Raw genomic sequence first — 23,236 nt, forward strand, 5'->3', positions numbered from 1 at the left:
TGTCCAGATCATGACATGGAACGAGTCTTGGGCGACCGTGGCCGCCTGCAAGGAATCGCAGGACGCTCTGTTCGTCAAGGGCGCGGAGCAGAACCGCGCCAAGCAGCTGTGCCGGTCCTGTCCGGTCAAGCTCGAGTGCCTCGCCGAGGCCCTCGACAACGACATCGAGTGGGGGATCTGGGGCGGGATGACCGAGCGGGAGCGTCGCGCGCTGCTGCGTCGTCGTCCGAACGTGACCTCGTGGCGCACGCTGCTCGAAGCCGCCCGCACGAGCCAGCCGTCGAAGGCCCCTGCGCTCGTCTGATCTGCTACGCGATCGTCGCCGGCGCGCCCAGCAGCTCACCGATCGCTGCCAGGCCGTCGAGGTCGTGCACGTCTGTCGCGAGGGCGGGCACCTCGACCCTTCGTACGCGCGGGTGCGCGGCCGCGAATCCCATGACCACCCGGCGCTCGCGCTCGGCGACACGCTCGCCGCGGGCGTGCACGTCCAGCAGGGCGGCGACCGCCTCGTCGTCGGGCGTCGCCCGAGGCCGCGCCCGGAGCCGCCGTGCCGCGGCGTGCGCCTCGTCGCCGTCGAGCAGCAGCTCGGGCGTCGTCATCCGGTTGACGACCAGCCCGGCGAGCGGCATCGCCTCCTGGCCGAGCCGCTCCACGAAGTACGACGCCTCTCGCATGGCGGCCGGCTCCGGCGACGCGACGACGAGGAACGCCGTGCCCGAGTCCTGCAGCAGCGCGTACGTGGCCTCGGCGCGCTGACGGAATCCGCCGAACAGCGTGTCGAACGCGGCCACGAACGTCTGCACGTCGGTCAGCACCTGGGCGCCGAGGAGCTTGTTGAGCGCGGTCGTGACGATGCCGAACCCGGCGGAGAACAGCTTGGCCGGGCCCTTCGCGGGCGCGAGCAGGAGGCGGATCAGCCGCCCGTCGAGCAACGAGGACAACCGCTCGGGTGCATCCAGGAAGTCGAGCGCCGAACGCGAGGGTGGGGTGTCGACGACGATGAGGTCCCACCGGCGGTCCTCGCCCTCGCCGCCCGCGACCGCCTCGGCGTGGAGCTGCCCGAGCTTCTCCATCGCCATGTACTCCTGCGTGCCCGCGAACGAGCTCGAGAGCGCCTGGTAGAAGGGGTTCGCGAGGATCTGCGCGGCCTTCTCCGGCGAGGCGTGGGCCTCCACGACCTCGTCGAAGGTCCGCTTCATGTCGAGCATCATCGCGTCGAGCGAGCCGCCGTCGGCGCCGGCCTCCTTCACCGGGCGCGGCACGTTGTCGAGCTCGGTCAACCCCAGCGACTGCGCGAGACGCCGCGCCGGGTCGATGGTGAGCACGCACACGCGCCGCCCCCGCGCTGCGGCACGCAACGCGAGCGCGGCGGACGTCGTCGTCTTGCCGACCCCGCCCGAGCCGCAGCACACGATGATCTCGGTGGTCGGGTCGTCGAGGACCGCGTCGACGTCGAGGACGGGCGCCGGCGCGCCGGCGGGACCGGCCAGGGTGCGCGTCCGGGAGGTCGTACGGGGCTTCGGCGCGGTGTGCGAGGCGCGGCCGCCCGACCCGGCCGGGCTCACCGGGCGCCTCCGTCGACGAGGAGTGCGCCGAGCGCGAAGAGGCCGGCGAGATCGACCCCGTCCTCGAGGTGCGGGAGCTCCACGACCGGGGCACCCGCCTCGGTGAGGACCGCGCGCTGGTGCGCCTGCAGGCGCTGGCGCCCCACGTGCTGGCGTCCCTCGTCGAGCAGCGCCGCACTCGCGCCGGCGTCGACCTCGAGGTCGGCCCGTCGCAGGCTGCGGGTGACGGCGGCGCCGCTCAGGGCGCCGCTCGCGACGCGTTCCGCGGCCTCGTCGGTCAGTGGGGACGGGAGGACCTGGTTGACGATCACGTGGCCGATCCCCAGCTCGACGTCGGTCAGCTCGTTGATCGCGTCCATCGTCTCCTGCACCGGCATCTCCTCGAGGAGCGTGACGAGGTGCACGGCCGTACGCCGTGACCGCATCATCGTCATGATCGAGTCGGCCTGGCGCTTGACCGGACCCACCTTCGCCAGACCGGCGACCTCGCTGTTGACGTTGAGGAACCGCGCGATCCGGCCGGTCGGCGGAGCGTCGAGCACCACGGCGTCGTACGTGTAGGAGCCGTCGTCCTCGCGGCGCCGCACCGCCTCGTACACCTTGCCGGTGAGCAGGACGTCGCGGACGCCTGGCGCGATCGTCGTCGCGAAGTCGATCACCCCGAAGCGGTCGAGCGCCCGCCCGGCACGGCCGAGCCGGTAGAACATCGCGAGGTACTCCAGGAGTGCCGCCTCGGCATCGATCGCCAGCGCGTACACCGCCCCGTCGTCGGAGGCCGCGACCTGGCGCTCCTCGTACGGGAGCGGGGGCACGTCGAAGAGCTGGGCGATCCCTTGGCGCCCCTCCACCTCGCACAGCAGCACCCGCCTGCCCTCGCGGGCCAGGCCGAGCGCGAGCGCGGCGGCCACGGTGCTCTTGCCCGTACCGCCCTTGCCCGTCACGACGTGCAGTCGCTTGTCGCCAGCCACGTTGTCGAGCGTAACGGCCGTCCCCGAGGGCCGAACGCGCGCGAGGGATACAGTCGGTCCATGACGCAGTGGGAGTACCTGACAGCGCCCGTCCTCGTGCACTCGACCAAGGCGATCCTCGACAACTTCGGTCGCGACGGCTGGGAGCTCGTCCAGATCGTGCCTGGGATGAACCCGGAGAACCTCGTGGCCTACTTCAAGCGCCCGGTCCAGGGGTCCTGATGCCGACGCCCGAGGAGAACCTCGCCGAGCTCGGCCTGACGCTCCCCGCCGTCGTCCCGCCGGTGGCCGCGTACGTGCCCGCGGTGCGGACGGGGTCGTACGTCTACACCTCCGGCCAGCTCCCGGTGCGCGACGGGGCGTTGGTCAAGGTCGGCAAGGTCGGTGCGGACGTGACGGCGGAGGAGGCGTACGAGTGCGCGCGGCTGTGCGCCCTCAACGCCCTCGCAGCGGTCGCGTCGCAGGCCGGCGGCGACCTCTCGCGTGTCGCCCGGGTCGTGAAGGCCGTCGTGTTCGTCGCGAGCACCCCAGACTTCACCGGGCAGCCCTCGGTCGCCAACGGCGCCAGCGAGCTGTTGGGTGCCGTCTTCGGTGAGACCGGTGCCCACGCCCGTAGCGCGGTCGGAGTGACCGTCCTGCCGCTCGATGCGCCGGTGGAGGTCGAGCTCGTCGTCGAGCTGACCGCATGATCCGGCGGGTCCCCGTCCCGCCCTCGCTGGCCGAGCACGCCGCCACCGCGCGCACCGACGCCGTGCCGCCGAAGGATGCGGCGACGGTCGTGCTGCTGCGTGACGGCGTGGACAGTGTCGAGGCATACCTGATGCGGCGGCAGCGCTCGATGGCCTTCGCGCCGGGCATGTACGTCTTCCCGGGTGGCGGCGTGGACCCGCGGGACTCCGACGTCGACGTCACGTGGGCCGGTCCGACTCCGCAGCAGTGGGCCGACCGCTTCGGGTGCGACACGGCCGTGGCCCGTGCGCTCGTGTGCGCCGCCGTACGCGAGACGTTCGAGGAGGCCGGGGTCCTGCTCGCAGGTCCGGACTCCGACACGGTCGTCTCCGACACCAGCGGTGCCGACTGGGAAGCCGACCGGCAGGCGCTGGAGTCGCACACGCTGGCGTTCTCCGACTTCCTTGCGCGCCGCGAGCTCGTGCTCCGTACGGACCTGCTGGCAGCGTGGACGCACTGGATCACGCCGGTGTTCGAGCCGAAGCGCTACGACACGCGCTTCTTCGTCGCCGTGATGCCGCACGGGCAGCGCGTCGGCACGCTGACCGGCGAGGCCGACCACGCCTCGTGGATGCCGCTGCGCGCGGCGCTCGCCTCGGTGGACTCCGGCGAGATGGCGATGCTCCCGCCGACGGCGATCACGTGCAACGAGATCGCGGCGATGCCGTCCGCGGACGCCGTGCTCGCGTCGGCGGGCGCTCGGACCATCGTGCCGATCGAGCCGCGGCTGGTCGAGATCGACGGAACCCTCTACCTGGAGTCGGAGCAGCCATGACGGAGTGCTGGACATGACCGAACGGTGGGACGGCGGGACCGTGAGCGCGTGGGCGACCTGCCTGCGCGAGGACAACCCCGGCCACATGACGCTGGACGGCACCAACACGTGGGTCCTGCGGGCGCCGGGCGCCGGCCCCGACGCGCAGTCGATCGTCGTCGATCCCGGCGAGCTCGACGAGCCGCACCTGCGCCGCGTCCTGGAGGCGGCGGCGCCGGTCGGGGTCGTGCTGCTGACCCACCGCCACCACGACCACGCGGACGGCGCGGCCCGCTTTGCCGAGCTGGCCGCGGCGCCCGTACGGGCCTTCGACCCGGCGCTGTGCGTGGAGGCCGACCCGCTGAGCGACGGCGAGGTCATCGAGATCGACGGCGTCCGTCTCGAGGTCTTCGCGACGCCAGGTCACACCACGGACTCGGCGTCGTTCCTGCTGCGCGAGGACGCCGCGCTGCTGTCGGGTGACACGGTGCTGGGGCGAGGGTCGACGGTCGTCGCCTACCCGGACGGCGCGCTCGGCCCGTACCTCGACTCGCTCGGCGCCCTGCGCTCTGCTGCGGCGTCCGTCGGGGGGCCGGTCCGGCTCTACCCGGGGCACGGGCCCGCGCTGTCCGACGCGGTCGCGGTTCTCGATGCGTACGCTGCGCACCGCCAGGAGCGGCTCGCGCAGGTCCGCGCTGCCGTCGACGCCGGCGCGGTCACCGCGGACGACGTCGTGCGGATGGTCTACGCCGATGTGGACCAGGCCCTGTGGCCCGCGGCGACGCTTTCTGTACAGGCACAGCTGGCCTACCTCCGCGACGCCTAGCCCCGGGTCGGTTCCTGCGCGTCCCGGGTCACCATCGTCGCGGCTGCGGCGTGATCCCGAGCAGCGCGCCGAGTTCGCGCTCGAAGGCAGTGTCCTCGCCGAAGATGCGTTCGCGCGTCCCGATCACGAAGCGCCACCCGTACCGCTTCTCGAAGTAGCCTCTGCGGCCGACGTCGTGTGCCTTCGCCGCGTCGGTCGTGTGGAACTCGCGGCCGTCGTACTCGGAGGCGATCAGCAGCTCGCGGTAGCCCATGTCGAAGTAGCGATCGCGCCCCCACTCGTCCACGACGTGGAGACGCGTACGGGGACGGGGGAACCCGGCGTCGGTGATGCGCAGCCGCTGCCAAGACTCGCCGGCGGACTCCGCTCCGGAATCCACGAGCTGGGCGAGCTCCCGCGCCTGGGGTGCGCCGCGAAGGCCGCGGAGCTCGTCGACGTACTCGACGAGCTCGCCGAGCTCGACCAGCTCGGCACGAGCCATGCCGTCGGCCGCGGCCAGCGCGTACGGGCGCCACTGTCCACGGAGCAGGTCCGACGCCGTACGTAGGGGAGTGGTCACACGGATGCCCGCGATCTCCGTGATGTCCGACTCCGGCAGGTGTACGGCTTGTCGAGCCCGTACGCCGTCCGCGCGCACCCGTCCCACACCGTGCGGAGTGAGCAGGGTCGGCGTCAGAAGGTGCCGCTCGCTGGGTCGGAAGGTGTCCACCCCGTACAGCCAGGAGGCGAAGCAGTCGCAGACGATCACGTGCGCCGGGGTGACGAGCGCCGTCGCCTCGACGCGGAGCATCCGGGTGTCGGGTACCCGTCCGTCCACGTAGACGGACTTGAAGACCGACCTCAGCCTTTTCGCGGCGATGGCGCGGCGGAGGTCCTTCTCGCCGGGGAAGCCGGCTTCGACGTGGTCGCGGCTCCGGAACGGCCGGCCGTCGTGGATGAGCGTGGGCATCGCCTCATCGAACAGGGACCTGGCTCATCGGCGTCAGCGAAATCCACAGGCTCCGGGCAGACGGTGACCCCGGGGCCGCAGACGGTGACCCGGGAGGCGCAGAAAGTGACCCGGGGCGTTAGCGGGCGCGCTTGGCCAGGCGGTCGGGCTCGATGATGACGACCGAGCGCGGCTCCAGACGGAGCCAGCCGCGCATCGCGAAGTCGGCGAGCGCCTTGTTGACGGTCTCGCGCGAGGCGCCGACGAGCTGCGCCAGCTCCTCCTGCGTGAGGTCGTGGTGGACGTGGATGCCGTCGTCGGCCTTGCGCCCGAAGCGCTGCGAGAGGTCGATGAGCGCCTTCGCGACACGGCCCGGGACGTCGGAGAACACGAGGTCCGCCACGACGTCGTTCGTACGACGCAGCCGCGAGGCCAGCTGGTGAAGCAGCGCGCGGGAGACGTTGGGGTGGTCGTTGAGCCACTTCGTGAGCTCGTCGTGCCCGAGGCTGTTGAGCTCGGAGTCGGTCACTGCCGTCGCGGTCGCCGAGCGCGGGCCCGGGTCGAACAGGCTCAGCTCACCGAACATCTGGCCCGGGCCCAGGATCGCGAGGAGGTTCTCGCGGCCGTCGGCCGAGCTGCGTCCGAGCTTGATCTTGCCGTCGGTGACGATGTACAGCCGGTCGCCCTCGTCGCCCTCGTGAAAGAGCACCTCTCCACGGCGCAGACGCGTAGCCGACATCTGCGAACCGAGCGACTCAGCGGCCTCATCGTCCAGACCGGAGAAGAGCGGTGCCTGTCGAAGTACGTCGTTGTCCACGGGTTCTCCTTGACCGAAATGTTGTGTCACGCCCCCTCAGTCTCCCTCATCTGGGCAACTCGGCGCCACCGGCGGCCCCGCGCGTCGTCCTGGGGATGCATGTCGCCCCTGACCCGTACCCTGGGCTCGTGCCCAAGACCACATCCGCTCGCCCCGCGAAGTCGAAGCTTCCCGAGGTGCCGGCGCCGCCGACGGCGCTGGTGCGGCGCGCCCGCAAGAACGACCGCGTCCTCGCCGAGACCTATCCCGACGCCGACATCGAGCTCGACTTCGACGACCCGTTCCAGCTGCTCGTCGTCACGGTCCTGTCGGCGCAGACGACCGACCGCCGGGTCAATGCGGTGCGGCCGCTGCTCTTCGGACGTTATCCCGACGCCCGCGCGCTCGCGGAGGCCGACCGGGCCCACGTCGAGGAGATCATCAAGCCGACGGGCTTCTTCCGCGCCAAGTCCGAGCGCATCATCGCGCTCGCGACCGCGCTCGTCGACCGGTACGACGGCGAGGTGCCGCCGCGCATGGACGACCTCACGACGCTCCCCGGGGTCGGCCGCAAGACGGCGAACGTCGTCCTCGGCAACGGCTTCGGCATCCCCGGCTTCGCCGTCGACACGCACGTGCAGCGCCTGAGCCGCAGGCTCGGATACGTCGACGCCGAGACGGTCAAAGACCCGGTCCGTACGGAGATGGCCCTCGACAAGCTCATCCCCAAGCGCGACTGGACCATGGCGAGCCAGCGGCTGATCTGGCACGGTCGCCGCTGCTGCCACGCGACCAAGCCCGCGTGCGGTGCCTGCGCGATCGCGCGCTGGTGCCCGTCCTTTGGCGAAGGCCCCACGGACCCCGACGTCGCCGCCAAGCTCCTCCGTACGGAGGGTCGCGCATGACCTCCCGGCTCACCCGCGCCGTACGCGGCGGTGCCGTCGCGCTCGCGACGGTGCTGCTGGTCGCCGGGTGCGGAGGCGACGAGCTGCGCCCCAGCGACGGTGCCGCGTCCGAGCCCGCCTCGGGCAGCTCCGCCGTCGACACCGCCGAGCTGCGTGACCTTAAGGCCGCGGCAGGCATCGAGGACTGCCCGCTCACCAACCGCCGCGGCGCCGTCGAGGGAGGCCTGCCCGGCCTCTACCTCGACTGCCTGGGCGGAGGTGCGCCGGTCAGTCTCCCGGGCCTCCCCGCGAAGCCGACCGTGGTCAACCTCTGGGCGAGCTGGTGCGGCCCTTGCCGTGACGAGCTCCCCCACCTCGCCCAGCTGCACGACGAGGCCGGCGGGCAGGTGGCTGTGCTCGGCATCGACTACAAGGACCCCGACCCTGAGGCAGCCCTGCGGCTCGCGAAGGACGCGGGTGTCACGTTCCCGCTCCTTGCCGACCCTGAGCAGACGGTTGGCAAGGCACTCGGTGTGGTCGGACTTCCCCAGACGGTCTTCGTCGCCGCCGACGGCACCGTGACGGCGACCCACCGCGCGCCCATCACCTCGTACGACCAGCTCCGCTCGCTGGTCGACGAGCACCTCGGGGTGGCGCTGTGAGTGCGCGCGACGCCGGCCTGGTCGACGACGAGGCGCTGCCGTCGTGGCTGCGCCCGCTCGCAGAGGCAGGCCGCCGTATCGACAGCCCGCGGTTCCTCTCGCCGTCGATGGCAGACGCCCCCGACGATGCGCGCCCGGCCGCCGTGCTCGTCCTGTTCGGCGAAGGCGACGCCGGACCCGACGTGCTGCTGACCGAGCGTGCCCACTCGATGCGCTCGCACGCGGGGCAGATCGCGTTCCCCGGCGGCGCCACCGATCCGGAGGACGACGGGCCGATCGGCACGGCGCTGCGCGAGGCTGAGGAGGAGGTCGGGCTCGAGCGTGACGGCGTCGACGTCTTCGCGACTCTGCCGAAGCTGTGGTTGCCCCCCAGCAACTTCGCGGTGACCCCCGTGCTCGGCTGGTGGCGTCGGCCGAGCCCGGTGCACGCCGTCGACCCGGTCGAGGTCGCGAGCGTCTTCCGCAGCCCGGTGTCCGAGCTGACCGATCCCGCTAACCGGTTCATGGTGTCGCACCCCTCGGGGTGGCTGGGGCCGGGATTCACGGTCGATCGTGGGCTCACCCTGTGGGGATTCACCGCCGGCATCGTCGCCCGGCTGTTCAGCACGGTCGGCTGGGACCGCCCGTGGAACCGCGACCGGGTGGTGCCCTACCCGCAGTCGGCCCGCGACCCCATGGTCGAGGAGATCGAGACCGACGTGTCGCGGTCCGTCGGGCGCGAGCGCCGCGGATGAACCTCATCGACGTCGTCGTCGTCCTCGTCGTCGTCGCGTACGCCGTCCTCGGATACCTGCGCGGCTTCGTCGCGGGTGCGTTCGCGATGGCGGGACTCCTCGCGGGCGGCGTGGTCGGGCTGGTCGCCGCTCCGCTGCTGCTCAGCAACCTCGATCACGGGATCCAACGGTCGCTCCTCGCAGTCGTCATCGTGCTCGTGCTCGCCTCAGCGGGCCAGGCGACCGGCTCTCACATCGGCGGTCGGCTGCGCGAGCGCGTGACGCACCCGCCGGCGCGCTCGATCGACGCCGTCGCCGGGGTCGTGCTGAGTGCCGTGGCCTCGTTGGTCGTGTGCTGGGCGCTGGGCTACGCCGTGTCGGGCTCGCAGATCCCCGGAGCCTCGACCGCCGTACGCGGCTCCAAGGTCCTCGCCGCGGTCGACTCCGTGGTGCCGCAGGGCGTGCGCGGTGCGCTGCACTCGTTCGACACGGTCGTCGACGCGACGCTGTTCCCGCGCTACCTCGAACCGTTCACTCCCGAGACGATCAAGCCCGCTGCGGCGCCCGATCCCGCTGTCCTCCAGCGGCCCGAGGTCAAGTCCGCGCGGCGCAGCGTCGCGCGCATCACCGGTCAGGCGAAATGCGACCGCGGTCTCGAAGGCTCCGGCTTCGTGTACGCGTCGGAGCGCGTCATGACCAACGCGCACGTGGTCGCAGGCGTCGCACAGCCGATGGTGACGATCCGTGGGGAGTCGTACGACGCGACCGTCGTCTACTACGACCCGTCGCTCGACGTCGCCGTGCTGCGGGTGCCGGGCCTCGAGGCGCGCTCGCTCGCGTTCGACCCCGATGCCGCTCAGGGCCAGTCGGCGGCTGTCCTGGGCTTCCCCGAGAACGGGCCGTTCGATGCGCGGGCGGCGCGCATCCGGTCCGAGCAGCGCCTGCGAAGCCCTGACATCTACGGGACGACCCAGGTCGTGCGCGAGGTGTACGCCCTGCGTGCGCTGGTGCGTTCGGGCAACTCCGGTGGCCCGGTGATCTCGGAGCAGGGACGCGTGATCGGCGTCGTGTTCGCCGCGTCGATCTCCGACTCGTCGACCGGATATGCGCTGACCGCAGGGCAGGTCGGAGACGCGGCTCGTGCCGGTGCACGTGCGCTCCGTCCGGTCGATACCGGCGAGTGCGCCTGAGCGGTGGGATCGGTCGCACGGCTTAGGGTCACACCGCATTTCGTCGTGGACACCAGACCAGGAAGAATGTGCGGCGTCGACCGAACCAAAGGAGTCTTGTGAGAAGCCGCCTGCTGGCCGCAGCCGCAATCGTGACGATCCTGACGCTCCCGGCGTGCGGGGCAGACGACTCGCCGGACGACGCAGGAGGGGCCAAGACTCCTGCTGCTGCGGCGGAGACGGGCACTCTCGGCTCCGACGAGGCCGACGCGCTCGCCAAGGAGTCCGCCGAACGCGTGGTGCTCCTGTGGGCGCGCCCGGACCTGCCGCTCGCGCAGTGGGTGGCCGAGCTTCGACCGCAGCTCTCGCCGGTCGCGGTCTCGGTGCTCTCGTTCGTCGACCCGTCCGTCCTCAAGCCGGCGAAGGTCGACGGCGAGTCGCACGTGATGGCGGGTTCGGCCTCGCGTGTGGTGGTCGCGGTGCCGACGACCGCCGGCGAGTACCGCGTGACGATGAGCCGGGAGACCAAGGACGCGGCGTGGGTGGTCGACCGGGTCAGCAGCCCGTAGCCGAGCGAGGCGCCCCACGGGGTCCTGCGACCGCCTAGGCTGCGGCCCATGCGTGCGTTCGTCTCGTCCCTGCTCGGTGTGCTGGCCCTCGTCACCGCCGCGGTCGCCGTGCCCGGTCTGTGGGTCGAGCGCAACATCGTCGATGAGTCCGGATACGTCGCCCTGGCCGACTCGCTGGCGGAGGACCCCGCGTTCCGCAGCGAGCTCGCCTCCACCGTCTCCGAAGGCGTCCTGCGCGGTGCAGGAGTGGACGGGGTGAGGCGACAGCTGGCCGAGCCGGCGGTCCGTCGTGCGGCCGAGGGCATGACTGAGCTCAGTGGGTTCGACGCTGCATGGAGCGAGGTCAACCGGCAGTCCCACCGGATCAACGTCACTGACATCCCGCCCGCCGAGCTCGACGGGCGGCTCGGCGTCGACCTCACGCCGCTCGTCACCCTCGTGGCGGACGCAGCCAACCAACGTCTCGGGACGAACCTGCGCGCCCCCGGTGACCTCGTCGTCGCCGTCGGCACGCCCGAGCAGCGGACGGCGCTCGATCGCGTGCGGGACATCACCGCGTGGTCGTGGGCGGCGCTCGCGGTCGCCCTCGTGCTGGGCGTCGCCGCGATCGTGACGGCACGCCGTCGCGGCACGGCGCTGATCGTGATGGGAGCGGGCCTCGTCGTGCTCGCGGTCGTGGAGCAGATCGCGGCGGTGAGCGGCGGCGGGCTCGTCGTCGATCAGGTGGCGCAGAGCGCAGGGTTCGGCCGCGCGTTGATGGAGCAGCTGCACGATGCCGTCGTGGCCTCGTACGGGCTCTGGATGCTCGTCCTCGGGGCGCTCGGTGTGGTGTCGGTCGTCGCCGGCGTCGTGGTCCGCGTCAGGACGTGAGGCGCTTGCCGTCGGTGTCGGCGGTTGCCGGTGACACCGCAGCCTCGGGAAGATCGATCGTCGTCCGCGGGTCGGTCTTGCCCTTGAGCGCGTTCGGGATCTCCTGGACCGTCGCGATCGTCTTCTCCGGGGCCTTCACCTTTTTGAGGAAGCGGATTCCGACGAGCGCGAAGACGACGATGATCAGGATCCAGACCCCCGTCATCGCGAGGAAGCCCCACGTGAAGGCCAGGGGGACGTCGCGGTTGAAGAGCCACGCGAAGAAGAAGCCGCCGGCCATCGACAGCATCGTCACCACGAAGAGCAGCAGCACCGCCACCGCGACGAGCAGGCCGGACCCGACCGCGCCAGACTTGACGCTGACCCGTAGCTCGGACTTCGCCAGGGCGATCTCGCCGCGAACGAGCGTCGAGAGGTCACGACTGATGTCGGAGACGAGTCGCCCGATCGTCGGCTCGCCGTCTCCTTGAGGTCCGGGTGCTGCGGGGTGGGACATCACGACTCCTCGTCGCAGGTGCGGTCAGAACGAGCCTAGGGGATGCGGGCAGCGTTGCGTGGACGCCCCGCGGGTCCCCGACCCCGGACGTCATACGGATCGAGGGCTCTGACCCTCGATCCGTACGACGTCAGCGGAGGTGGTGTCAGTCCTCGGACGACCTGGCCATGCCGGTCTTGATCTGGTCCATGACACCGGAGTCGGCCAGCGTGGTGACGTCGCCGACCTGACGGTTCTCGGCGACGTCGCGCAGCAGGCGGCGCATGATCTTGCCGGAGCGGGTCTTGGGCAGCTCGGCGACGACCATGATCGACTTCGGCTTGGCGATCGCGCCGATCTCCTTCGCGACGTGCGCGCGCAGGTCGGCGACGATCTCCGCGCCGCCGTCGCCGGCGGACTCGCGCAGGATCACGAACGCGACGACGGCCTGCCCGGTCGTCGCGTCGTTGGCGCCGACGACCGCCGACTCGGCGACCTTCGGGTGCGACACGAGCGCCGACTCGATCTCGGTCGTCGACAGTCGGTGGCCCGACACGTTCATCACGTCGTCGACGCGTCCGAGCAACCAGATGTCGCCGTCCTCGTCCTTCTTCGCGCCGTCACCGGCGAAGTAGAGGCCCTCGAAGCGCGACCAGTACGTGTCGATGAAGCGCTGGTCGTCACCCCACAGCGTGCGCAGCATCGAGGGCCACGGCTCGGTCAGGACGAGGTAGCCGCCCGATCCGTTCGGGACCGGCTCCGCGTCGTCGTTGACGACGTCGGCGCTGATGCCGGGGATGGCGGTCATCGCAGAGCCCGGTTTGGCCGCGGTCACGCCCGGCAGCGGCGAGATCATGATCGCGCCGGTCTCGGTCTGCCACCACGTGTCGACGACCGGGGTCTTGCCCGCGCCGATCGTCTCGCGGTACCAGACGTACGCCTCGGGGTTGATCGGCTCGCCGACCGACCCGAGCACACGGATCGACGACAGGTCGAACTCCGCGGGGATCTCGGCGCCCCACTTCATGAACGTACGGATCGCGGTCGGCGCGGTGTAGAAGATCGTCACGCCGTACTGCTGGACGATCTCCCACCAGCGGCCCTTGTGCGGGCTGTCGGGCGTGCCCTCGTATAGGACCTGCGTCGCACCGTTGGCCAGCGGGCCGTAGACGATGTAGGAGTGGCCGGTGACCCAGCCGATGTCGGCGGTGCACCAGTAGACGTCGGTCTCGGCCTTCAGGTCGAAGACCGCCCAGTGCGTCCACGCGGCCTGCGTGAGGTAGCCGCCGGTGGTGTGCAGGATGCCCTTGGGCTTGCCGGTGGTGCCGGACGTGTACATGACGTACAGCGGGTGCTCGGCGGGGAACGGCTGGGGCGTGTGGTCGGTCGACGACTCGTCGACGAGCTCGTGCCACCAGATGTCGAGGTTGCCGTTCCAGGCGACGTCCTGCCCCGTACGGCGGACGACGAGGACGTTCTCGACGAGGCCGGACTGCTCGGCCTCGACCTTGGCGACCGCCTCGTCGACAGCGGGCTTGAGCGCGCTCGGCGCACCGCGGCGGTATCCGCCGTCGGCGGTGATGACCAGCTTGGCGCCGCAGTCCACGATGCGGCTCGCGAGCGCGTCTGCGGAGAAGCCGCCGAACACGACCGTGTGCACGGCGCCGATGCGCGCGCACGCGAGCATCGCGATCACGGCCTCGGGGATCATCGGCATGTAGATGGCGACGCGGTCGCCGGTCTCCACGCCGAGCTCCTCGATCGCGTTGGCAGCCTTCGAGACCTCGTCCTTGAGCTGGGCGTACGTGATCGTGCGCGTGTCGTCGGCGGGCTCGCCGACCCAGTGGAACGCGACCTTGTCACCGCGGCCGGCCTCGACGTGACGGTCGACGCAGTTGTACGAGGCGTTGAGCGTGCCGTCGGCGAACCACTTCGCGAAGGGCGGGTTCGACCAGTCGAGGACCTCGGTGAACGGCGTGTCCCAGTCGAGGCGGCGCGCGGCATTGGCCCAGAAGGCGAGGCGATCTTCGGCGGCCTCCGCGTACGTCTCCGCCGTCGCGTTCGCGTGCTCGGCCAGCGAGGTGGGCGGCTCGAAACGACGGTCCTCGTGCAGCAGGTTGGACAGTGACTCTCCCACGACGGTTCCTCTGGTCTCTCGACGGCACGTTCCGCCGCCCATTGTGCCTCCGGTCACACTGCTCGGGGGTGGCGGGAGGCCTCGGATCGTCCAGCGGCGCCGTCCGCGCGACGGGCGGCTGGGGCGCGCGACGTACGGGCGGCGATGTGACGGGGGTCATGGCGGCCCGGCGAGGCGGAGGCGTTGTCAAGCCCGAAACCACGGCAAATCGGGCAATTGGATGTGAGAGAGATCACTTGGCGGGATGTGGGTGTGGCGACACCGGCACAGGGGCTAGGATGACGCGCACGGGGGCGGCACAGGACTGCATCGTTCGACGACCGCAAGCAAGACAGAAGAGAGCAACGTGACCGCGTATCCCGGTTGGCAGATCATCCATGAGGCCACCACGAAGGGCCCATCGTCGATGCGCCGCGTCGTCATTTTCAGTCATCGCAGCGGGTCGCGTCTGCGGCTCACGAGCGACTACCGCGGTGACGTCGCGACGACCGTCGCCGAGTCGTGGTCGTCCATCGGCTGGGTCGAGGCCCACCGCAGCGTCGACACCCAGCTCTTCCGCAGCAGCACCCCCAACGAGGCTGCGCTCGTCGACACGCTTGACCGGCTCCTGATCGAGGTCTTCCGGCTCGCGAGCCAGATCGTGGTCGGGCCTCAGGCGGCGCCGGCGCCGGCGTCCTCGGCGTTCAGCGACATGATGCGCTGACCCGCCGGTTGAACCCCGCCGCCGCTGGTTGAGCCTGTCGAAACCCGGCCGCCGCTGGTTGAGCCTGTCGAAACCCTCAGGCCCTGACCGGCAGCGCCGCACGCAGCCCCGACAGCAGGAGGCCGAGTCCGAGGTCGAAGGACTCCGGCGACCCGATCGACGGGTCGTACGTGATTGCCCCTGTCGCGCTCGCCTGCTCGTGCATCTGACGCGCGGAGGCGTGCCCGAGGACGAAGAGCATGATCGTCCGAGCGCCCGTCACGGCGACGTCCCTCTCGAAGTCGTCAAGCATCTGTACGAGGCGTTGCTCGGGCTCTCCTGCGCCGAGGCCGAACGCGGATGCCGTCGCGACCACCTCGGCACCGTCGCGTACCGCCAGCATCGCGTCGCGCGTCTCGTGGCAGAGGGCGGTCACCTGTGCGTCCCACGGGCCCGTCGCGTCCGGGCGGCGCCCGCGCGCGAGGATCTCGTCGGCCATCAGGGCGAGGAGCGTCTGCTTGTTGGGGACGTGGTGGTAGAGCGCGCTCGGCTGCACCTCGAGCTCGGCGGCGACCCTCCTCATCGACAAGAACTCCAGGCCGTGGGTGTCGAGAACCCGCAGCGCACCCTGCACGACGTCCTGGAGGGTGTTGGCCATGGGAGCAGTCTATCGGTTAGCCTGAACACCGTTCAGGTGAACACTGTTCAGGAGACCTCATGACCCTCGATTCCCAGGCCACGCCGTCCACGGCCGACGACGTCGTCGCCACCAGACGCTCGTTCTCGACCACCGACCTCGCGCTCATCGCGGCGTTCGCGGCGCTCATCTCGGCATGCGCGTACCTGCCCGCGATCCCGGTCGGCGCCTCCGGCGTGCCGATCACGCTGCAAACCTTCGCCGTGATGCTCACGGGCTGCCTCCTCGGGCCGTGGCGCGGGTTCACCGCGGTCTCGCTCTACCTCGTGCTCGGTGCGATCGGTCTCCCGGTGTTCGCCGAGCACTCGTCGGGGCTGGGCACGTTCACGAGCGTCAGCGCCGGCTACCTGATCAGCTTCCCGTTCGCCGCGCTGCTCGGCGGGTTCCTCGTGAAGTACGTCGCCGGCCCGCAGCGCAAGACGCGCGCGGTCTGGGTCTTCCTGTGCTCGATCTCGGCGAGCATCCTCGTGATCCACCCGTTCGGGGTCGTCGGCATGATGCTCCACCAGGACGTCTCGCTGTGGACGGCGATGACCTGGGACGCACCGTTCTGGATCGGAGACCTCCTCAAGACGACGCTGGTCGCGATCATCGCGGCCGAGGTGCACCGCGCCTTCCCACGGCTGCTGCACCCCTGATCGTGCCGACACTGACGTTTGACGGCGCGGGGGTCACGGTCGCCACCCCGAAGGGTGACAAGGTGATCCTCGCGCCGACGTCGCTGGAGCTGACCGAGCGCCGCATCGGCGTGATCGGCGCCAACGGCTCAGGGAAGTCCACGCTCGCCCGGATGGTCAACGGGCTCGTCACCGCGTCGACGGGCCGGGTCCTCGTCGACGGGGTGGACGTCGCCGCGCAGCCGTCGCGCGTACGCCGCCGGGTGGGGTTCGTGTTCACCGACCCCGCGGCGCAGGTGGTGATGCCGACGTGCGTCGAGGACATCGAGCTCTCGCTGCGCCGCCACGTCAAGCGCGCCGGTGAGCGGCGTGAGAGGGCGCTCGACGTGCTCGCGCGGTACGGGCTGCGCGACCTCGCCGACACGAGCGTCCATGCCCTGTCGGGTGGACAGCGTCAGCTGCTGGCGATCGCGGGTGTCCTTGCGACGGAGCCTGTCGTCGTGGTCGCCGACGAGCCGACGACCCTCCTCGACCTCGCCAACACCCGGCGGATCGGCGACCTGCTCCACGGGCTCGACCAACAGGTCGTGCTGGTGACCCACGACCTCGATCTCGTACGGCACTGCGACCGCGTCCTCGTCGTCGACCACGGGCGGGTGCGCTTCGACGGGGCTGCCGACGAGGCCGTCGCGGACTACGTGGCGTCTGTCGAGCAGGCGGTCGCACCGTGAGCACCCCGTACCTGATCGGTGTCTATCAGCCGGGCGACTCGGTGGTCCACCGGTTGCCGGTGGGCGTGAAGGTCGCGGCGCTCGCGGTGTTCAGCGTCGCGGTCGTGGCGGTACGCAGCATGCCTGCGTCGTGGGCGTACCTCGCCGTCGCGCTCGCGGTCGCAGCCGTCGCTCGGGTGCCGTTGAGGCTGCTCGCGCGCGCGGCACGGGCGGTGCTGCTCGTGGCGGTCGTGATCGGGGCCTTCCAGTGGTGGTTCCACGGCCGCGACCGCGCGATCGAGACGCTGCTCGACCTCGTGTCGCTGTCGCTGATGGCGGTCGTCCTCACCGCCACGACACCGGTCAACGCGATGCTCGACGCCTTTGTCCGGTGGATCACGCCGCTGCGTTGGTTCGGTGTGGATCCCGACCGCGTCGCGCTGACGATCTCCCTCGCGATGCAGGCGATCCCGGGCACGTTCGCGATCGCCGCGGAGACGCGCGACGCCGCTCGCGCCCGAGGGCTCGAGCGGCGCCCACGGGCGTATCTCTCGCCGTTCGTCATCCGGGTCGTCGCGCGCGCCCAGGAGACGGGCGACGCGCTCGCCGCTCGCGGCGTCGGCGACGACTGACGTCCGCCGGGGCCACGTTCGCTCGGGTACCCCTGCCAAGCTGCGCCGACCCGAGTGGGTGCGGTGGGGTCAGTCGCCGTTCGCTGGGGTACCCGAAGGAACCGACAGGGTACGGCGCGGGCGATCGCCGCGCCGAGCGGCCGTCACCAGCTGGCGTGCAGCGGGCGCCCTTCCTCGTACCCGGCGGTGCTCTGCAGTCCCACGACCGCACGCTCGGCGAACTCGGGGATGCTCCGCGCACCGGCGTACGTCGCCGACGAGCGGACGCCCGCGATGATCTGGTCGATCAGGTCCTCCACGCCGGGGCGCTCGGGGTTGAGATACATGCGGGAGGTGCTGATGCCCTCCTCGAACAGCGCCATCCGGGCGCGCTCGAAGCCGGCCGCGTCGCGGGTGCGGTTGGAGACCGCGCGGGCCGAGGCCATGCCGAACGACTCCTTGTAGGGGCGGCCGTCCGTGCCGATGCGCAGGTCGCCCGGGCTCTCGTACGTGCCGGCCAGCCAGGAGCCGATCATCACGCTCGCTCCGCCGGCCGCGAGCGCCAGCGCGACGTCGCGGGGATATCGGACGCCGCCGTCGGCCCACACGTGCTTGCCGAGGTCGGCGGCTGCGGTGGCGCACTCGAGCACGGCCGAGAACTGCGGCCGTCCGACACCGGTCATCATGCGGGTGGTGCACATCGCGCCCGGACCGACGCCGACCTTGGCGATGTCGGCTCCGGCGGCGATGAGGTCGCGGGTGCCGTCGGCCGATACGACGTTGCCGGCGACGACCGGGACGCGGCGGCCGGTCTCGACCTCGTACGCGTCGCGCGCCGCGACGACCAGCGGCAGCGCCTGGAGCATCTTGTCCTGGTGACCGTGCGCGGTGTCGACGACGAGGACGTCGACGCCCATCGCGAGCAGCGCCTCGGCCTTGCCGCGCACGTCGCCGTTGATGCCGATCGCGGCACCGATCTCGAGGCGGCCTTCGGCGTCGAGGGCCGGCGTGTAGAGCGTCGAGCGCAGGGCGCCCTTCTTCGTCGCGACGCCGACGAGGGCGCCGTCGTGCAGGACGGGCGCGTACGACAGGTGGTGCTCGCTGAGCGCGTCGAAGACCGTACGGGGGTCGTCGGCGGCGTCGAGCGCGAGCACGTCGGAGCTCATCACCTCGTGGACCTGCGCGAACCGGTCGACCTCGGCGCCGTCGTGCTCGGTGACGACACCGAGAGGCTTGTCGCCCTCGACCACGAGCACGGCGCCGTGGGCGCGCTTGTGCAGGAGGCTGAGCGCCTCGCCGACGGTGGTGTCGGGCGTGACGGAGACCGGGGTGTCATAGATCGGGTGTGCCGCTTTGACCTGCGCCACGGAGCGAGCGACGACGTCGAGCGGGATGTCCTGCGGGATGACGGCAAGCCCGCCTCGACGCGCCAGGGTCTCGGCCATCCGGCGTCCAGAGACCGCCGTCATGTTGGCCGCGACGACCGGGATCGTCGTGCCGACGCCGTCGGGGGTGGTGAGATCGACGTCGAAGCGGGAGATGACGTCGGAGCGCGACGGCACCATGAACACGTCGCTGTAGGTCAGATCCTGGGACGGCTGCTGGTCGTTGAGAAAACGCACCCTTTCAGGGTACTGACCGGCGGCGTTGCGCGGACCCGTCGAGACTGTCTGACCTTCGTGCGACGGTGGATCCATGCCTGGTCACGAGCACTCCATCCCGCTGTCCGTCGACTACGTCGAGATCGCCGTCACCGACCTGCCGGCCGCGTCCGCGTTCTACCGCGACGCATTCGGGTGGGAGATCGTCCCGTACGGCGACGAGTACGCCGGCTTCCGTACGCCCGCCGAGTCCGGGGGCGAGGAGGCGGGTGGCCTGCGGCTGGCCGACGAGGTGACCCGCGGGTCGACCCTCGTCCTGCTGTACGCCGACGACCTCGAGGCGTGCGCCGCGTCCGTCACGGCGGCGGGCGGCAAGGTCATCGAGGGGCCGTACGCGTTCCCCGGCGGTCGCCGCTTCCACTTCCTCGACCCGAGCGGCAACGAGCTCGGGGCCTGGTCGACGAGCTGAGGCGGGCGCGCGCTGAGCCGGCGGGCGGCTCAGCGCGAGAACGCGCCCTGCGCCTCGCGCAGACGTGTCCAGCCGAGCTCCCCGAACGGCTCGTGGCGCCGTACGACCGCGTCGGCGACGTCGTGGGCGGAGCGTTCGGCGAGGGTGACGAGGTCGTCGGGATAGCCGTACGTGAGGCGGTGCTCGGTGAGCTCGTCGGCGTCGAGCGTCTCGACCTGTCCGTCGATCGTCAGGACCACATCGAGGTCGAGGTCGAGCATCGTCACGAGATCGGGCGCCTCCCACCTCGCCGGGGTCGTCATGTCGACGTAGAGACGCCACCGCAGTCGTCTGGTCGGATCGTCCTCGACGGCGTGGAACGTCGCGACGTACGGGTCGGTGTGCGGGACGAGCGTGATGCTGTCGACGACCGTCCGTACGTCGCGGGCCGGGCGGACCATGCGCGACCCTGCCGGCATGTACAGCCACGTACCGACCTCGTCGCGGGCGTGCGCGATCGTGTCGAACTCCCAGTGCGGGTGGCCGCCGTACTTCGTCGTGACCTGACGGACGAGGGTCCCGGGTGCGGGCTCGGGCGGCGGTGCCGACCCAGGGGTGCCGATCAGGCCGCCATCGCGACGGGGCACTGCGGAGTGCCGGCCTCGCGCACCGGCGCGACTCCCTGGTGCACGGCGTAGGCGCGGGCGACCGTGGCGACGAGGTCGAGCATCGTGATACCGAGGGCCGTGCAGACCGAGGCGATGATCTCCGAAGAGGCTTCCTTCTGGCCGCGCTCGATCTCGGAGAGGTAGGCCAGCGAGACTCGGGAGGACTTCGCAACGTCGCGCAAGGTCCTGCCGCGCGCACGGCGCTCCCCGCGGAGCGCGTCGCCCAGCGCCTCACGCAGCAGCGGGGCGGGCTCCGGTGCGGGCGGGACGGGTGCGAGCAAGGTGGTCACTCTTTCACGCTAGGCGGCGTACCCAAGTTCGCGCCATCGCAGACGCGCTTCGTTCGCTCTCAGCAGACGCTCAACCCAGCCCGATGCGCAGCTCGCCGCGCGGCACGGACGAGGGATTGAGGGCGTCCTTGTGGACGATCGCGCGGTAGCAGCGCGTCGCGTACCGCATCCGCAGACCGTTGTGCCCGCTGGCGTGGCTCTCGTACAGGGCACGGACCTGGTCGAGGACACGTTCTCGCTCGCGGTGGGCCCGTGCGGCGATCGACGAGCGCGACGAGACCAGGGCGAGGAGGGCGTCGAGGTCGAGCTGCTGCCAGAAGCCGAAGTCGGCAGAGTCGGGCAGATCGAACAACCCCGAGAGCGGCAGCGAGTCGGTGATCGCCGCGAGGTCGTCGGGCTCGGCGTCGATGATCGCCGTGAGGCGGCGGACCCACGGGACGGACTCGTCGCGGGTGTTCCAGACGAGCGCGGCACGTCCACCGGTCCGCAGGACGCGAGCGACCTCGGGGAGGGTGCGCTCGGCGTCGAACCAGTGGTACGACTGCGCGGCCACGACGACGTCGAAGGACCCGGCGGGAAACGGAAGGCGCTCGGCGACCGCGCGTACGACGGGGACCTCGAGGCGGCTGGCGAGCCTGCCGAGCATCTCGGCGGAGCGGTCGAGGGCGACGACGTCGTGCCCGAGCGCCGTCAGGGCGGTGGTCATCTGGCCGGATCCGGCGCCGAGCTCGAGAACGCGGACGGGCGCGTCACCGATGAGCCACCGCACGGCGCGCTCGGGGTAGGACGGTCGGGAGTGCGCGTAGTCTCCGGCGCACGCGTCGAAGGCTCGCGCACGCTCCGGGGACCTGTCCACAGGCCCGAGGCTACCAACGGCTCCGCGGCCCGCCCCGTATCCTGCAGGGCGTGCCTGACCCCTTTTCCGCCCTGACGGCGCTGGACGGTGTCCCGTCGGCGTTCGCTGCCACCCGTGACGGTCTCGACTCGCTGCTGCGTGACCGCGGTCTGCGCCGCAGCACGCCCGAGATGACGGCCGACTCGCTGTTGCTGGGCGCGGCCGCGAGCGCCGCGATCGACGGTGCCCCGTACGATCCGGACGGCCTGCGTCGCGGCGAGGCCGATCCGCTTGCCCTCGCCGTCGCGCGGATGAGCACCGAGCTGCTGTCGCTGGTCCCGACGTGGCACAAGGCCCCGCTTCAGGCGATCGCCCGCATCCACGCGCTGGTGGCGCGGGGCCGAGTCAGCGACGACGAGCTGGGACGGCCGGTGTCGCCGGAGGGTGCGAGGCGGCTCGGCACGCTCGCGCAGGCCGTGGTCGCCCCGACAGAGGCGCCGGGCCTGCTGGTCGCTTCGGTCGTGCACGCCGAGATCGCGACCGCAGGGGCGTTCGTGTCCGACAACGGGATCGTCGCACGGGCGGCCGAGCGGCTGGTGATCGTCGCCAAGGGTGTCGATCCGGCGAGCCTGACGGTGCCGGAGGCCGGTCACCGGGCTGCGGGGGCGGGCTACACGAAGCTGCTGGGCGAGTACGAGTCGGAGGGGACGGCAGGCGTGCACAAGTGGCTGCTGTACGCGGCACAGGCGTACGCGGACGGCGCGGAGGCGGCGCCTGTCGAGCCACCGAAGGGCCCCCGCAGCCGCTCCTGACACCCCAACCCCTGTGCGCACACCCCAACCCCCGTGCGCGCCCCAGCCCTCGTGCGCGCTCCCGTGGGAGGGCGGCGAAGCCGTCCGAACAGGCAGACGCGCCACCTGCTCGAGATGGCGCGCCCTTGGCTGACCGTCTTCTCGGCTACCAGGCGTCCTGAACTCCGTAGTACCAGTCCGGGGCCTCGATGGGTTCTCCCGTGGCTGGTATCCCTTTAAGACGGGAAGGGTCGTCGCGTGGGTACCGGGTCTTCGATCTGCCGCCTTACTTGTCTCCTTTGTACCCGCTCGGGACGGTTACGGCTACCCCTTGGCCGCAGATGGCGAGATGCGAGGCTCACACAGAGCGGCGGCGTTTGAGCTGGTGAAGAGCGACTCCGGCCGCCGCGGACACGGCGGCGGCGGCCAGCCCGGCGACAGCGACCTTGCTGCCGGTGGACTCGAGCGAGACTCGGCTCTTCAGGGCGATCGGCTCGGCGAACTCGAGCACCGGCCAGTCCTCCTCGGCAGCCAGGCGACGCAACGCCTTGTCCGGGTTGACGACGTACGGGTGCCCGACCTCGACGAGCATCGGCACGTCGGTCTCGGAGTCGGAGTAGGCGTAGGACTCGGTGAGGTCGTACCCCTGCTCGTCGGCGAGTTCCCTGATCGCGATGGCCTTGTTCTCGCCGTACGCGTACCTCTCGATCTCGCCGGTGTAGCGGCCGTCCTCCTCGACGAGCCGCGTCGCGATCACGTGGTCGGCACCGAGCATCGCGCCGATCGGGTCGACGACCTCAGACCCTGAGGCGGAGACGATGACCACGTCGCGCCCTGCGGAGCGGTGCGCAGCGATCAGGTCGACGGCCTCGACGTAGACGAGGGGGTCGACGACACTGTGGAGCGTCTCGGCGACGACCTGCCGCACGGTCTCGACGTCCCACCCCTCCACGAGCGCGGTGAGGTAGGCGCGCATCTTCTCCATCTGCGCCTCGTCGGCACCCTGCAGGGCGAACATGAACTGCGCGTACGCGCTGCGGAGCACTGACCGGCGGCTGATGAGGCCGGAGTCGTAGAAGTGCTTGGAGAACGCCAGCGTGCTGGAGCGGGCGATGATCGTCTTGTCGAGGTCGAAGAACGCCGCGGAGCGGGTGCTCGCGGAAGGGACGGGCGTCGCGTCGGACGTGGTCACGCGTTCAAGCATAGACAGCGAGGGCGGTCGGGGTCGCCGGAAATTCGGG

29 protein-coding genes are annotated in these 23,236 nt (G+C 71.2%); 17 read left to right on the top strand and 12 right to left on the bottom strand.

What is annotated here, in order from left to right:
* Positions 1-10 precede the first annotated feature (10 nt).
* Entirely contained in the window at positions 11-304 is a 294-nt protein-coding gene (locus H4N58_RS01525; protein WP_167001202.1) for a WhiB family transcriptional regulator, read from the top strand.
* 4 nt (positions 305-308) lie between these two features.
* On the opposite strand, the gene H4N58_RS20290 is transcribed toward H4N58_RS01525, so the two are convergent.
* Both H4N58_RS20290 and H4N58_RS20295 read right to left on the bottom strand, forming a co-directional pair.
* Positions 309-1,490, bottom strand: a complete 1,182-nt coding sequence (locus tag H4N58_RS20290; protein WP_167249862.1) for an ArsA-related P-loop ATPase — start codon at positions 1,488-1,490, stop codon at positions 309-311.
* A gap of 71 nt (positions 1,491-1,561) precedes the next feature.
* Positions 1,562-2,533: an ArsA-related P-loop ATPase gene (locus H4N58_RS20295; RefSeq protein WP_167001205.1), complete on the bottom strand. Its 972-nt coding sequence runs from the start codon at positions 2,531-2,533 to the stop codon at positions 1,562-1,564.
* 60 nt (positions 2,534-2,593) lie between these two features.
* On the opposite strand from H4N58_RS20295, the gene H4N58_RS01535 reads away from it, so the two are divergent.
* From H4N58_RS01535 to H4N58_RS01550, 4 genes are read left to right on the top strand one after another with little or no spacing between them, the layout of a single operon-like run.
* Positions 2,594-2,755 carry a DUF4177 domain-containing protein gene (locus H4N58_RS01535; protein ID WP_167001207.1) on the top strand — a complete coding sequence of 54 codons (162 nt, stop codon included), beginning with the start codon at positions 2,594-2,596 and terminating at the stop codon, positions 2,753-2,755.
* On the top strand, positions 2,755-3,222 hold the full coding sequence (locus H4N58_RS01540) for a RidA family protein (protein WP_167001209.1): 468 nt from the start codon (positions 2,755-2,757) through the stop codon (positions 3,220-3,222). Before H4N58_RS01535 ends, H4N58_RS01540 begins: the two co-directional genes overlap by 1 nt.
* Entirely contained in the window at positions 3,219-4,037 is an 819-nt protein-coding gene (locus H4N58_RS01545; RefSeq protein WP_167249332.1) for an NUDIX domain-containing protein, read from the top strand. The genes H4N58_RS01540 and H4N58_RS01545 overlap by 4 nt, the downstream gene beginning before the upstream one ends.
* Before the next feature lie 13 nt (positions 4,038-4,050).
* The gene (locus H4N58_RS01550; RefSeq protein ID WP_167001213.1) at positions 4,051-4,842 is read left to right on the top strand and encodes an MBL fold metallo-hydrolase; all 792 of its coding nucleotides are present in this window, start codon (positions 4,051-4,053) and stop codon (positions 4,840-4,842) included.
* 28 nt (positions 4,843-4,870) lie between these two features.
* Here H4N58_RS01550 and H4N58_RS01555 read toward each other — a convergent pair whose 3' ends face one another.
* A complete protein-coding gene (locus H4N58_RS01555; RefSeq protein WP_167249330.1) occupies positions 4,871-5,791 on the bottom strand; it encodes a hypothetical protein in 921 nt (306 codons plus the stop codon).
* Between the two features lie 118 nt (positions 5,792-5,909).
* A complete protein-coding gene (locus H4N58_RS01560; protein WP_167001217.1) occupies positions 5,910-6,587 on the bottom strand; it encodes a Crp/Fnr family transcriptional regulator in 678 nt (225 codons plus the stop codon).
* A 128-nt stretch (positions 6,588-6,715) separates the two neighbouring features.
* On the opposite strand from H4N58_RS01560, the gene nth reads away from it, so the two are divergent.
* The 6 genes from nth (at position 6,716) to H4N58_RS01590 (ending at position 11,433) form a co-directional block, all read left to right on the top strand.
* Positions 6,716-7,471 carry an endonuclease III gene (nth, locus tag H4N58_RS01565; protein WP_243845037.1) on the top strand — a complete coding sequence of 252 codons (756 nt, stop codon included), beginning with the start codon at positions 6,716-6,718 and terminating at the stop codon, positions 7,469-7,471.
* Positions 7,468-8,112 (top strand): TlpA disulfide reductase family protein, encoded by a 645-nt coding sequence (locus tag H4N58_RS01570; protein WP_167001219.1) that lies wholly within the window; start codon positions 7,468-7,470, stop codon positions 8,110-8,112. Before nth ends, H4N58_RS01570 begins: the two co-directional genes overlap by 4 nt.
* Positions 8,109-8,846, top strand: a complete 738-nt coding sequence (locus H4N58_RS01575) for a CoA pyrophosphatase (protein WP_208322842.1) — start codon at positions 8,109-8,111, stop codon at positions 8,844-8,846. The genes H4N58_RS01570 and H4N58_RS01575 overlap by 4 nt, the downstream gene beginning before the upstream one ends.
* The gene (locus tag H4N58_RS01580) at positions 8,843-10,015 is read left to right on the top strand and encodes a MarP family serine protease (RefSeq protein WP_167249328.1); all 1,173 of its coding nucleotides are present in this window, start codon (positions 8,843-8,845) and stop codon (positions 10,013-10,015) included. Before H4N58_RS01575 ends, H4N58_RS01580 begins: the two co-directional genes overlap by 4 nt.
* Positions 10,016-10,113: 98 nt before the next feature.
* On the top strand, positions 10,114-10,563 hold the full coding sequence (locus tag H4N58_RS01585) for a hypothetical protein (protein WP_167001223.1): 450 nt from the start codon (positions 10,114-10,116) through the stop codon (positions 10,561-10,563).
* Positions 10,564-10,611: 48 nt separating this feature from the next.
* Entirely contained in the window at positions 10,612-11,433 is an 822-nt protein-coding gene (locus tag H4N58_RS01590; protein WP_167249326.1) for a hypothetical protein, read from the top strand.
* On the opposite strand, the gene H4N58_RS01595 is transcribed toward H4N58_RS01590, so the two are convergent.
* Together H4N58_RS01595 and acs are read right to left on the bottom strand one after the other, a co-directional pair.
* Positions 11,423-11,929 carry a phage holin family protein gene (locus tag H4N58_RS01595; RefSeq protein WP_167001227.1) on the bottom strand — a complete coding sequence of 169 codons (507 nt, stop codon included), beginning with the start codon at positions 11,927-11,929 and terminating at the stop codon, positions 11,423-11,425. The two genes, H4N58_RS01590 and H4N58_RS01595, sit on opposite strands and share 11 nt — an antisense overlap.
* A 145-nt stretch (positions 11,930-12,074) precedes the next feature.
* The gene (gene acs, locus H4N58_RS01600; RefSeq protein WP_167249324.1) at positions 12,075-14,087 is read right to left on the bottom strand and encodes an acetate--CoA ligase; all 2,013 of its coding nucleotides are present in this window, start codon (positions 14,085-14,087) and stop codon (positions 12,075-12,077) included.
* Between the two features lie 304 nt (positions 14,088-14,391).
* Here acs and H4N58_RS01605 point away from each other — a divergent pair, with 304 nt between their 5' ends.
* Positions 14,392-14,748: a hypothetical protein gene (locus H4N58_RS01605; protein ID WP_167001229.1), complete on the top strand. Its 357-nt coding sequence runs from the start codon at positions 14,392-14,394 to the stop codon at positions 14,746-14,748.
* A gap of 76 nt (positions 14,749-14,824) precedes the next feature.
* Here H4N58_RS01605 and H4N58_RS01610 read toward each other — a convergent pair whose 3' ends face one another.
* The gene (locus H4N58_RS01610; RefSeq protein WP_167249322.1) at positions 14,825-15,385 is read right to left on the bottom strand and encodes a TetR/AcrR family transcriptional regulator C-terminal domain-containing protein; all 561 of its coding nucleotides are present in this window, start codon (positions 15,383-15,385) and stop codon (positions 14,825-14,827) included.
* Between the two features lie 59 nt (positions 15,386-15,444).
* Between H4N58_RS01610 and H4N58_RS01615 the strand changes: the two genes are divergently transcribed.
* From H4N58_RS01615 to H4N58_RS01625, 3 genes are read left to right on the top strand one after another with little or no spacing between them, the layout of a single operon-like run.
* Entirely contained in the window at positions 15,445-16,062 is a 618-nt protein-coding gene (locus tag H4N58_RS01615) for a biotin transporter BioY (protein ID WP_167249320.1), read from the top strand.
* A gap of 2 nt (positions 16,063-16,064) precedes the next feature.
* Positions 16,065-16,772 (top strand): energy-coupling factor ABC transporter ATP-binding protein, encoded by a 708-nt coding sequence (locus tag H4N58_RS01620; protein ID WP_167249318.1) that lies wholly within the window; start codon positions 16,065-16,067, stop codon positions 16,770-16,772.
* On the top strand, positions 16,769-17,383 hold the full coding sequence (locus H4N58_RS01625) for a CbiQ family ECF transporter T component (protein WP_167001235.1): 615 nt from the start codon (positions 16,769-16,771) through the stop codon (positions 17,381-17,383). The genes H4N58_RS01620 and H4N58_RS01625 overlap by 4 nt, the downstream gene beginning before the upstream one ends.
* A gap of 143 nt (positions 17,384-17,526) precedes the next feature.
* On the opposite strand, the gene H4N58_RS01630 is transcribed toward H4N58_RS01625, so the two are convergent.
* Positions 17,527-18,984 carry a GuaB1 family IMP dehydrogenase-related protein gene (locus tag H4N58_RS01630; protein WP_167001237.1) on the bottom strand — a complete coding sequence of 486 codons (1,458 nt, stop codon included), beginning with the start codon at positions 18,982-18,984 and terminating at the stop codon, positions 17,527-17,529.
* Positions 18,985-19,057: 73 nt separating this feature from the next.
* On the opposite strand from H4N58_RS01630, the gene H4N58_RS01635 reads away from it, so the two are divergent.
* Positions 19,058-19,432 carry a VOC family protein gene (locus tag H4N58_RS01635; RefSeq protein ID WP_167001239.1) on the top strand — a complete coding sequence of 125 codons (375 nt, stop codon included), beginning with the start codon at positions 19,058-19,060 and terminating at the stop codon, positions 19,430-19,432.
* Between the two features lie 29 nt (positions 19,433-19,461).
* Here the strand turns inward: H4N58_RS01635 and H4N58_RS01640 are convergent, their stop codons facing one another.
* The 3 genes from H4N58_RS01640 to H4N58_RS01650 all read right to left on the bottom strand — a co-directional run bounded on the left by H4N58_RS01640 (position 19,462) and on the right by H4N58_RS01650 (position 21,225).
* The gene (locus H4N58_RS01640; protein WP_167249316.1) at positions 19,462-20,058 is read right to left on the bottom strand and encodes a DUF402 domain-containing protein; all 597 of its coding nucleotides are present in this window, start codon (positions 20,056-20,058) and stop codon (positions 19,462-19,464) included.
* The gene (locus H4N58_RS01645; protein WP_304608944.1) at positions 20,034-20,369 is read right to left on the bottom strand and encodes a helix-turn-helix domain-containing protein; all 336 of its coding nucleotides are present in this window, start codon (positions 20,367-20,369) and stop codon (positions 20,034-20,036) included. The genes H4N58_RS01640 and H4N58_RS01645 overlap by 25 nt, the downstream gene beginning before the upstream one ends.
* Positions 20,370-20,439: 70 nt before the next feature.
* A complete protein-coding gene (locus H4N58_RS01650; protein ID WP_167249315.1) occupies positions 20,440-21,225 on the bottom strand; it encodes a class I SAM-dependent methyltransferase in 786 nt (261 codons plus the stop codon).
* 50 nt (positions 21,226-21,275) lie between these two features.
* Here H4N58_RS01650 and H4N58_RS01655 point away from each other — a divergent pair, with 50 nt between their 5' ends.
* Entirely contained in the window at positions 21,276-22,016 is a 741-nt protein-coding gene (locus H4N58_RS01655) for an oxidoreductase (protein WP_167249313.1), read from the top strand.
* Positions 22,017-22,353: 337 nt separating this feature from the next.
* Here H4N58_RS01655 and H4N58_RS01660 read toward each other — a convergent pair whose 3' ends face one another.
* A complete protein-coding gene (locus H4N58_RS01660) occupies positions 22,354-23,187 on the bottom strand; it encodes an HAD family phosphatase (RefSeq protein ID WP_243842856.1) in 834 nt (277 codons plus the stop codon).
* Between the last annotated feature and the right edge of the window lie 49 nt (positions 23,188-23,236).

Source organism: Mumia sp. ZJ1417 (assembly GCF_014127285.1).
Classification (GTDB): Bacteria; Actinomycetota; Actinomycetes; order Propionibacteriales; family Nocardioidaceae; genus Mumia.